General features: G+C 42.5%; 8 protein-coding genes and 1 pseudogene. All 9 read left to right on the forward strand.

Annotation, left to right across the window (positions count from 1 at the left end; genetic code table 11):
• Positions 1 to 1,046 (forward strand): extracellular solute-binding protein (locus ACH2DQ_RS20725; RefSeq protein WP_395028141.1); only part of this gene is annotated, 1,046 nt, incomplete at its 5' end.
• Position 1,047: 1 nt separating this feature from the next.
• Positions 1,048 to 1,944 carry a carbohydrate ABC transporter permease gene (locus ACH2DQ_RS20730; protein ID WP_394913446.1) on the forward strand — a complete coding sequence of 299 codons (897 nt, stop codon included), beginning with the start codon at positions 1,048 to 1,050 and terminating at the stop codon, positions 1,942 to 1,944.
• The gene (locus tag ACH2DQ_RS20735) at positions 1,944 to 2,774 is read left to right on the forward strand and encodes a carbohydrate ABC transporter permease (RefSeq protein WP_394913447.1); all 831 of its coding nucleotides are present in this window, start codon (positions 1,944 to 1,946) and stop codon (positions 2,772 to 2,774) included. The genes ACH2DQ_RS20730 and ACH2DQ_RS20735 overlap by 1 nt, the downstream gene beginning before the upstream one ends.
• A 4-nt stretch (positions 2,775 to 2,778) precedes the next feature.
• Complete coding sequence (locus ACH2DQ_RS20740) at positions 2,779 to 4,464, forward strand: alpha-glucosidase (protein WP_394913448.1); 1,686 nt, start codon at positions 2,779 to 2,781, stop codon at positions 4,462 to 4,464.
• 245 nt (positions 4,465 to 4,709) lie between these two features.
• Entirely contained in the window at positions 4,710 to 5,912 is a 1,203-nt protein-coding gene (locus tag ACH2DQ_RS20745; RefSeq protein WP_394913449.1) for a class I SAM-dependent rRNA methyltransferase, read from the forward strand.
• 421 nt (positions 5,913 to 6,333) lie between these two features.
• The gene (locus ACH2DQ_RS20750; protein WP_395028145.1) at positions 6,334 to 7,773 is read left to right on the forward strand and encodes an MATE family efflux transporter; all 1,440 of its coding nucleotides are present in this window, start codon (positions 6,334 to 6,336) and stop codon (positions 7,771 to 7,773) included.
• A 266-nt stretch (positions 7,774 to 8,039) separates the two neighbouring features.
• Positions 8,040 to 8,768, forward strand: coding sequence for an NAD-dependent deacetylase (locus ACH2DQ_RS20755; protein ID WP_394913451.1), 729 nt, complete (start codon positions 8,040 to 8,042; stop codon positions 8,766 to 8,768).
• Between the two features lie 328 nt (positions 8,769 to 9,096).
• A complete protein-coding gene (queA, locus tag ACH2DQ_RS20760; protein ID WP_394913452.1) occupies positions 9,097 to 10,128 on the forward strand; it encodes a tRNA preQ1(34) S-adenosylmethionine ribosyltransferase-isomerase QueA in 1,032 nt (343 codons plus the stop codon).
• A gap of 117 nt (positions 10,129 to 10,245) precedes the next feature.
• Positions 10,246 to 10,788: pseudogene (locus ACH2DQ_RS20765) on the forward strand (diguanylate phosphodiesterase); the annotation flags it as partial.

Raw genomic sequence — 10,788 nt, forward strand, 5'->3', positions numbered from 1 at the left:
ATATCATAGACACCAATATGGTAGATGCTTTATTCGGGGAAGAAAACACAGAGAAATGGCTGGAAGATTTTAAGACAGCCACTTACGATGAATTTGAAGCCCTGGTAATTGCTGCGGATGATTACATACAAAATGGTACCGCGGGAACCGTTCAACTAAGTGGCAATGCATATACCTTCCAGCCGGAAAAAAACGAAATTTCCAGCCAGCTTAACGGAGTGTTTGCAGTAGCCGGTGCAGAGAAATGGACTTACGGTGATCACATGAGCAATTTTGCATTGAATGCAGTGCTGGACAGCTTATCCGCTGCCCAGAATGCTGAGGATGAACAGGTGGATGAATTAAAATCCCCTCTGGAAAAGTCCATTCAGCTGGAAGATCTGATGACAAGCCATGCGGCGGGAGCAAAAGGGGCATTGAAGCGTAGTCCTGACTTTATTAATTCCACAACCAGCGGATATGACCAGGCAATTCAGATATTTGCAGATCACAAATCTATTTTTATCAAACAGGGAAACTGGGTATACAGTAATATCGAAAAAATAAATCAGGAGATCGTGAAAACGATTACCATGCTGCCGGTCAAAATGCCGTTTACACAGGAAGATATCAAAGTGCCGGGGATGACGGTAGAGAAGTTTAACCGTTCCGTACCGGAATTTGTTCCAAGCTACTATGCGATTAACAAAAAAGCATCACCGGAAGAGCAGGAAAAAGCGGAGCAATTCCTATACTGGCTGAATACATCAAAAGAAGGACAGGACTTTATTATCAATGACTTTGCTTTTATACCGTTTACCGCAGATGCATCCGTAGAATTTGAGAATCCCTTAAATAACGCATTGATCGGATATCTAAGGGAGGGAAATGTGCTGTCAAATCCATTCAACGGAGCGCCGCCCACCTGGGGGCAGGAAGTATATGGTAAGATTTTGATGGAACAGTACTTTATCAGGGAAGACTGGGAACCGGATGCCTATGAAAAGATAGCCGATGAATGTATCAGCCAATGGAAAGCCTTAAGAAAATTAGGGGAGGAAGATTAAGATGGAAAAATATTATAAGAAATGGTTTAAGCCGTTGCTGCTGCCGGCAGTGATTCTGTTTATCGGAGTTATCGTAATACCTTTTATCATAGGTGTATTTTATTCATTTTCCGCATGGAGGGGAACCTATTTCCATGGAGGTGCCAATGCTTTTGAATCATTTGTAGGGCTGCGTAATTATGCAAAGGTATTTCAGAACAGCCAGTTTTTGGACGCTTTACTCTATACATTGAAATTCACCCTTATGGCTGTAATTGCCGTAAGTGTGGCTGGTCTTGTAATGGCAATGATGATCAGTGTCTTAAGAAAAGGAAGCGGTGTTTACCGTACCATCTTTTTTATGCCGAACCTTCTTGGCGGCCTGGCACTTGGCTTTATCTGGCAGTTCATCTTTCAGATTGTATATTCCAAAATGTTATTTGGGGAAGAGGGGCTTTTCCATATCCCGTTTTTGACAAATATGACCCAGGATTCCACCAAAACACTGGTTGCCCTGGTAATCATGGTGGTGTGGCAGATGGCAGGTTATATGATGCTGATCTTTGTAGCCGGAATCAATAATATTTCCAGTGATTTGTATGAGGCAGCTTCCATTGATGGAGCAGGCGCCTTTACCAAATTCAGAAAAATTACATTGCCCATGCTGATGCCGTCCTTTACCATCGTTTTATTTTTAACCTTATCTAACTGCTTCAAACTGCTGGATCAGAACGTTGCGCTTACAGATGGAAACTTTAATACCAGGCTTCTGGCGTTACAGATCTTAAGGACGACAAAAGATACCAGACCGCCGGATTACGGTCTTGCCCAGGCACAGGCAGTCATATTCTTTATCTTAATTGCAATTGTAGGCTTAATACAGGTGTCCTATACGAAGAAAAAGGAGGTAGAAATGTAATGAAAAGAAAAGCAGGAGCAGTTCTTGTTCGTATCTTACTGGTTATTATGGCATTATATACGTTATTTCCCATTGCGTTTCTGATTCTGAACTCCTTTAAGAGCCAGGCTGAAATCGTTGATTCCCCCATGGCACTGCCAGCAGTGTGGACTTTGGATTATATAAAAAGTGCTCTGAGTCAGATTCATTTTGTCCAGGGATTTGGAATTACTTTGTTTATTACCGGTGTTTCTGTATTTGTTCTGGTTATTGTATCTTCCCTGGCGGCATGGATGATGGTGAGAAATAAAACGAAATGGTCCCAGGCAGCGTTTTTACTGTTCACGGCTGCAATGCTGATTCCCTTTCAATCAGTAATGTATCCCCTGCTCAGTGTATTCGATAGGCTGCAGCTTCGTAACCTGGCTGGATTGATTTTAATGTATTGCGGATTTGGGCTCAGCATGTCGATTTTCTTATATCATGGGTTTTTAAAAAGTGTGCCGCAGTCTTTGGAAGAAGCCGCAGCCATAGATGGAGCCTCTATTTTTCAGATGTTTTTCAAGGTGGTATTTCCCATGCTGAAATCCACAACGGTTACGGTAATCATTTTAAATGGAATCTGGATCTGGAATGATTATCTGCTGCCATTTTTAACAATTGGTAACTCCCAGTATAAGACCCTTACCCTGGAGCTTTATTTCGCCAAGATGGTATCGGGACAATACAGTAATTCCTGGGAATTGATTTTCCCGGCAGTTCTGGTTACGATTATTCCAATTATTATCGTGTATCTGTTTTTGCAGAAATATATTATGAAGGGGATTGCCGATGGGGCAGTAAAGGGGTGACGGAATGGAAAAGAAGTGGTGGAAAAATGCAGTTGTATACCAGTGTTATCCGAAAAGCTTTCAGGATTCCAATGAGGATGGAATCGGGGATATCCAGGGGATTATAGAGAGACTGGATTACCTGCAGGATCTGGGGATTGATGTTCTGTGGATCTGCCCGGTGTACCAGTCTCCAATGGATGACAATGGCTATGACATCTCTGACTATTATCACGTAGATGAAAGCTTTGGTACGGATGAGGATCTGGACCGGCTGATTGGGGAGGCAGGAAAAAGAGGCATCCGGATATTAATGGATCTGGTGGTAAACCACACATCCGATGAACATGTCTGGTTCCGGGAAGCATTGCAGGATCCGGGGAGTGAATATGCGGACTATTACATCTTTAAAGAAGGGGTAGACGGCGGGCCTCCGAATAACTGGCGGTCTCATTTTGGGGGATCTGCGTGGGAAAAAGCAGGTGATAACCGTTACTATTTACACGCATTCAGCAAAAAGCAGCCGGACCTGAACTGGGAGAATCCCAAACTGCGGGAAGAAATTTACAAAATGATCAATTACTGGCTGGATAAAGGCCTTGGCGGATTCCGGATTGATGCCATTTCCAATATTAAGAAGAATTTTCAAGCCGTTACATTTGAACCTGACGGTGAAGACGGCATGTGTTTTGTCGGTAAAGGGATTGCAAACCAGGCTGGAATCGAAGTGTTTTTATCAGAATTAAAAGAAAGAACATTTCAGCCCCACAACAGTATGACCGTAGCGGAGGCTAATGTTCCGGAAGAACTGCTGGATCATTTTATTGGAGAGAATGGGTTCTTTTCCATGGTATTTGATTTCAGTTATGCGGATATCGATATCCCCCAGACCGGTGAGTGGTATAAACCAACCAACTGGACCCTGCAGGATTTAAAACGGAATATGTTCCACAGCCAGCTGGAAACTCAGAAACGCGGCTGGGGAGCGCTGTACCTGGAGAATCACGATCAGCCCCGTTCTCTTAATAAATATCTGCCAGAGGGAGATATTAATCAATACAGTACTACCATGCTGGCATCTCTTTTTATGCTGCTTCGCGGAACACCCTTTATTTACCAGGGTCAGGAAATCGGCATGAGTAATATCCTTATGGACAGCATGGATGATTATAATGATCCGGCAACAAAGGATCAGTACCAGCGGGCTGTGAATTCTGGAATGTCATCGGAGCAGGCATTTGAACTGGCAGGCAGAAGAAGCCGTGACAACAGCAGAACTCCCATGCAGTGGAGCGATGAGAAGAATGCCGGCTTCTCAGGCGCAGAGAGCACCTGGCTGAAAGTAAATAAAAATTATCCGGAAATAAACGTGGCCAGTGAGTTGAAAAATGAAGATTCCGTACTGAATTTTTATAAGAAGCTCATACAGCTTAGAAAATCCGGGAAATATAAAAATATTCTCACGGAAGGAACCTTTGTTCCGGAAGAAACCGAAGACCAGAATATAATTGCCTATAGAAGAGTGTCGGCTGAAGGAGAGATTTTAGCAATCCATAATTACCAGAACAAAGAATCGAAGATGGTACTGGATGGCAGCGGCAGCTGGGATAAGATTTTCAGCAATTATGGAGAAATGCGCACAGAAGGAAACCACATTATATTAAGAGCATATGAAGCGCTGGCACTGCATTGCACTGATAATTGTAAATAAGCGTTATAGTTAAAAGAACAGGGGGCGGCATGGTTATTGTCTGACCCGCTGTTCTTTTTGTGATAGAGTTTAATCCCGGAATTTGCCGGACAACTGTCTCATAACAACGACAACAAAATTTGTTTACATGCCTCCTCAAATGAAATATAATAACACGAGAGTATGTTTTATAACTTGCTTCTGACTTCCCGTGGCTGTTTAAAGCCGGGAGTTAAATTTTAAAGCGAATAGAGAGGAACAACAATATGGAACAGACAGTTGTGAGAATAAAAAAAGGCGAAGGCCGCCTGCTGAAATCTGGCGGGATGTGGATTTTTGACAATGAAATTGACCGGATTGAAGGAGATTTTATCAATGGAGATATCGTCTGTGTGGAAGATTTTGACGGATATTTTCTGGGAAGGGGATTTATAAATACCAGATCGAAAATTACAATCCGTATGATGTCCAGAAAAAAGGATACCCTGATTGATGATGCGTTTTTGGAAATGCGTGTGAGAGACGCATGGGAATACCGCAAGGCAACGGTGGATACTTCCAGCTGCCGCGTAATCTTTGGAGAGGCAGATTTCTTTCCGGGACTGGTGGTAGATAAATTTGCGGATGTTCTTGTGGTTGAGTCACTGGCTCTTGGGATAGATCGTTTAAAAGTGAAGATCCTGGATTTGCTGCAGAAAGTGCTTAAGGAGGATGGCATAAAAATACGCGGCATCTATGAGAGAAGCGATGCAAAGGTACGCCTTCAGGAAGGACTTGAACGGACAAAAGGGTTTCTTTCCGAACCATTTGATACAAAGGTGGAAATTGTAGAAAATGGCGTGAAATATATGGTAGATGTAGAAGACGGGCAAAAGACCGGATTTTTCCTGGATCAAAAATATAACCGCCTTGCAATCCAAAAGCTGTGTAAGGACAAAAAAGTGCTGGACTGTTTTACCCATACCGGTTCCTTTGCTTTAAATGCAGGAGCGGCAGGGGCAAAAGAGGTTCTGGGTGTAGACGCATCAGAACTTGCGGTACTCCAGGCGAAACAAAATGCAGTGTTGAATGGTCTGGAAGAACGGGTCTGCTTTCTGTGCCAGGATGTATTCGAACTTCTTCCCGAGCTTGAAAAAAATGGCGAAAAGTTTGACGTTGTCATACTGGACCCGCCTGCATTTACCAAGTCCAGAAATTCTATCAAAAATGCAGTGAAAGGCTATCGGGAGATCAATCTGAGGGGAATGAAGCTGGTAAAAGACGGAGGATACCTGGCAACCTGTTCCTGTTCTCATTTTATGGATCCGGAACTGTTTGCCAAGACCATTCGGGAAGCAGCCGGGAATGTACATAAAAGGCTCCGCCAGGTGGAATACAGGACACAGGCAGCCGACCATCCAATACTCTGGGCGGCACAGGAATCCTATTATCTGAAATTTTACATCTTTCAGGTCTGTGATGAAAAGTAGGGAAGCTCGTTTTTATGTTGACAGAAGACTTAGCTTTGCCTATAATATGAGATAAGGATTTTATATCAACGGGAAAAGGAAATTTATTATGATGTGCATTTTAAGCAATGTAATGAGAAGAAGAGAGGGCTTTGGACAAAACAGAACGATGAAACGTTGTGCAAAGCCGGAACATAGATAACTTACTTTGTTTCATCGAAACGTATACAAAAGTGTAGGCAGCTATACTTCTTTTTGTGTACCCGTTTCCGATGGCAGATGCAGATATCAATAGGCTGTGGACGATGTTTTGTCTGCAGCCTTTTGTATTGGGAAAATGCTCCCGGACAGAAGGCGGCTTAAGCGGCCTTCTTTTTGTGGGCAAATTAAAAAAGTAAAACAGCGGGGGATGAGAACAGCCACCGCTTTGGAGGAAAAATAGATGGAACAGCAATTAAAACAAAAGCAATTAAGTCAAAAGCAATCAAATCAACAGGAAAATATATTGGGTACCGGGTCCATTGGGATGTTAATTGCCAAATTTGCAATTCCAAGTGTGGTGGCAATGCTGATAAATGCCCTGTACAACATTGTAGACCAGATTTTTATCGGAAGAGGAGTGGGCTATCTGGGGAACGGGGCTGCAAATGTAGTGCTGCTCATCACCCTGGTGACTCTGGCACTGTCGCTGCTCATTGGAGATGGTACAGCGGCATATTTCAGTCTGCGGCTGGGAGCGGGAAAGGAACAAGATGCTGCAAAAGGGGTGGGAAATGCAATCCTGCTGATAACAGGTGTCAGCCTTCTGGCTATGACTGTGGGGCTGTTGTTTTTAGAACCGATCCTCACCGTACTGGGCGCAACAGAAATGCTGATGCCTTATGCAAAAGAGTATGGGTACATCATTGTCATGGGTCTGCCTTTTATTATGATCAGCACATCCTTAAATTCTGTCATTCGTGCAGATGGCAGTCCGAAATATGCAATGGCATCCATGATAATCGGAGCATTGGTAAACGGGTGTCTGGATCCGGTGTTCATTTTTGGTTTTGGATGGGGGATGAAAGGTGCTGCCTGGTCAACCTTTATTGGACAAATGGTTTCCTTTGTTTTATCCGTATGCTATCTCCGGAAATTCAGGAGCATTAAAATAACCAAAGGTATTTTAAAACTTCAGTTTGAGACAGTACGAGAAATTTGCGGTCTTGGCATTTCCAGCTTTAGTGACCAGCTGGCATTTTCACTTGTTATGGTTGTGAACAATAATTTAATTGTGCATTATGGGGCAGCAACGATATATGGAAGCGAAATTCCCCTTACCGCATATGGGATTTCCATGAAAGTGCAGGAGATTTTATTTACCATACTGCTTGGGATTGGAATAGGAATGCAGCCAATTGTAGGTTATAATTATGGAGCCAAGAATTATATACGTGTAAAAAAGGCATATGGAATGGCAATTCTGATTGGGACCATAACATCGGTGGCAGCTACCGTATTATTTGTGTTTTTTCCGGAACCGATTATACATTTATTTGGAAATACAGAGAACCAGTTATATATGGAATTTTCCAGAAAATTTTTCCAGAGGTATTTTCTGCTGTATATTTTCTTTGGATTTCAGACAATTACCGGTGTGTTCTTCCAGGCGATTGGAAAACCGGCTCAGGCAGCGGCAATTTCCCTGTCATATCAGCTGGTATTTAAAATACTCTCCGCCGTTGTACTGACTTCCGCCATTGGCCTAAACGGAGTATTGTGGTCCGGTCCAATAGCAGACTTGCTGACTTTTATGATTTGCCTGACGTTGGTTATTTTGCAAATGAAGAATTTAGGGAAGCATATATGCACATCCAATGGGAGATCGGGGCGAAATAAATAGTAAAATGCTGGGTTAGCTGGACATGTTTAGGAGAAATTACATGATCTTTGCCAATTGGAAATAATTTGGATTTGAATTTCATACAGTATCAATGGTATTTTATATAAAATAATTGTATAATTATTTTAACAGATTATTACCGGGCGGCATCTTAAACTATAGTGAATCTGAATTAGCGCAGCAGTTACCAGCGTGATCGCCGGTTTCTGCATTATGATTACAGAGAAGCTGTATTGCCCGGTTTGAGCAGGAAGGAGGCAGAAAATATGACTAAGATTGAGCATTTAAAAAGGATACTGGAAGAAAGCCAGTACACCGTAGCATTATGCGGTTCCGGCATGATGGAAGAAGGCGGATACACAGGCGTTAAAAAACCTTTGCGGGCTTACGAGATTGAGCAGAAGTATGATGCGTCACCGGAAGAAATATTCTCAAGCGCTTTTTACAGCACCAGACCGGAACAGTTTTTTGACTTTTATATTCATGAAATGCTGGAGAATCCGCCGGAAATAACGGAGTCCGCTTCGGCACTGGCTGCAATGGAACGGGCCGGTAAACTGCAGTGTATCGTTACTGCCAATATCTATGAACACGGCAGGCAGATGGGATGCAAAAATATCATCAACCTTCATGGAAGTATTTATCATAATCAGTGTCCACGCTGTAAAAAAGAGTATTCCCTGGATTACATGTTAAAGGCGAAAGGCATGCCAATCTGTGAAACATGCAAGATACCCATACGACCCATGGTATCCCTCTTTGGAGAGATGGTAGACAGCAGATTGATGACGAAAACAACAGAGGAAATTGAAAAGGCAGATGTATTGCTTTTACTGGGGACAACGCTATCCTCTGAAGTATTTGCAAATTATATCAAATATTTTGAAGGACATAAACTCGTCATCATACACGATCAGGAACACTATACGGACGTAAAGGCTGATCTGGTAATTATTGAAGAACCAAGAAATGTGCTGCCTTTATTAGGGTATTAATACCATGGTGTGCCGGATAATTTATCAGAAAATTATCCGGCAGGCTGCCATATTACCATGTTCTGACACAAGACTTTAGCAATTTGCTAAGGTCTTCTTTTGATGTGAGGATGAGAGCCAATTCCTGTGAGTCTTATGTGGTGTAACTGCGCACACCCTTAGCGGGCACAGCATGGCAGGTACCGCCACTATGTGATAGGCGTTGTGAAAGGCTTCTATGTGAAAGGCTTCTATGTGATACGCTCTTGAAAGGCAGCGGGAACGATGCTATACTATAGAAAGTTTAGAAAAAATTCATACATAATCAGAAAATATAGGAGAGCTGCACATGAAAACTTCAGATTTTTATTTTGACTTACCACAGGAATTAATCGCTCAGGATCCGCTGGAAGACCGTTCCAGTTCCAGACTTTTAGTCTTAGATAGAAAAACCGGAGAAATCCGTCATGAGATCTTTAAAGATATCGTACATTATTTAAATCCCGGAGACTGCCTGGTTGTTAATGATACAAAAGTAATTCCGGCACGTCTTTTCGGAAACAAGGTTGGCACAGATGCTAAAATTGAGGTTCTTTTGCTGAAGCGCAAAGAAAATAATATATGGGAAACATTAGTGAAGCCAGGTAAGAAGGCAAAGCCCGGAACCAAGATCTCATTTGGGGAAGGACTTTTAGTGGGCGAAGTCATCGATGTGGTAGAAGAGGGGAACCGTCTGATTCAGTTTTCCTATGAAGGAGTTTTTGAAGAAATCCTGGATCAGCTGGGCCAGATGCCTCTGCCGCCATATATTACCCACCAGCTGAAAGACAAGAATCGTTATCAGACGGTTTATGCAAAGAATGACGGCTCCGCAGCAGCACCTACGGCAGGTCTGCATTTTACACCGGAGCTGCTGGAAGAAATTCAGAAAAAAGGGATTCAGATAGCCCATGTGACACTTCATGTTGGGCTTGGAACCTTCCGGCCTGTTAAAGTTGAAGATGTTACGGAACACCATATGCATTCTGAATTTTACGTGGTAGAAGAAGATCAGGCGCACATCATTAACGAAACTAAAAAAAATGGCGGGAAAGTAATCTCTGTGGGAACGACCAGCTGCCGTACTTTGGAATCAGCCACAGATGAAAATGGCATTCTGAAAGCAGGAAGCGGATGGACGGAGATCTTTATCTATCCTGGTTATCAGTTTAAGATGATCGATCATTTGATCACAAATTTCCATCTGCCGGAATCCACGCTTTTGATGCTGGTGTCAGCGCTGGCTGGGAAAGAGAATATTATGAATGCGTATGAAACGGCAGTGAAGGAAAGGTATCGTTTTTTTTCGTTTGGGGATGCAATGTTTATCACAATAGATTGAATTATTTCCACAAATCGGTTATAATCATTAATAAATTGTAAAATTACAGACAAGCGTTCAGGGAAGACGGATACCCGGGAATATTTGTCAGATGATAAAGAGGAAGAAGGTGAAGTTTTGAGGTGGAATGTGGCAGCGGAATGTATTTCCGTAGTTTTTCTCATTATCATCTGGTCTTATGCAAGAAAAGGGGATTTGCTTCCATCCTTGAAGAATCGTTTATTTCAATGCTGTTTTTTGGCGACTTTTTGCGCCATGTTTTCGAATATATTATCCACAGCATTTTTGGCATTTCCCCAGTATGTGCCATATCAGGTTTCCTGGGCGGTTACAATCATTTATTTTATAGCAACTCCGCTGATGGGAATGGCCTATTTTTACTATACAACGGCGACGGTATATGAGAATCATGAGGGCATTTTTAAAGTAATCGGTTGGTCATGTATCCCGGGAATACTTTATCTGTTCCTGGTGCTTCTTAACCTTCCCTGTAAATTATTGTTTGATATCAGCCCCGACGGTACGTATATCCAGGGACCTCTTATTATTACAACCTATCTGGTATTTTACATATACTGCCTTGCAGCAATGGTGATTGTTCTGATTAAACATGCCTGGATCGAACGGAAAATACGCCGCATTTTGGCGATCTTTCCATTT

This window comes from Robinsoniella sp., from assembly GCF_034124845.1.

Coding starts and splice junctions, on each gene's coding strand:
- ACH2DQ_RS20730 (WP_394913446.1), top strand. CDS start 1,048: ATGGAAAAATATTATAAGAAATGGTTTAAGCCGTTGCTGCTGCCGGCA.
- ACH2DQ_RS20735 (WP_394913447.1), top strand. CDS start 1,944: ATGAAAAGAAAAGCAGGAGCAGTTCTTGTTCGTATCTTACTGGTTATT.
- ACH2DQ_RS20740 (WP_394913448.1), top strand. CDS start 2,779: ATGGAAAAGAAGTGGTGGAAAAATGCAGTTGTATACCAGTGTTATCCG.
- ACH2DQ_RS20745 (WP_394913449.1), top strand. CDS start 4,710: ATGGAACAGACAGTTGTGAGAATAAAAAAAGGCGAAGGCCGCCTGCTG.
- ACH2DQ_RS20750 (WP_395028145.1), top strand. CDS start 6,334: ATGGAACAGCAATTAAAACAAAAGCAATTAAGTCAAAAGCAATCAAAT.
- ACH2DQ_RS20755 (WP_394913451.1), top strand. CDS start 8,040: ATGACTAAGATTGAGCATTTAAAAAGGATACTGGAAGAAAGCCAGTAC.
- queA (WP_394913452.1), top strand. CDS start 9,097: ATGAAAACTTCAGATTTTTATTTTGACTTACCACAGGAATTAATCGCT.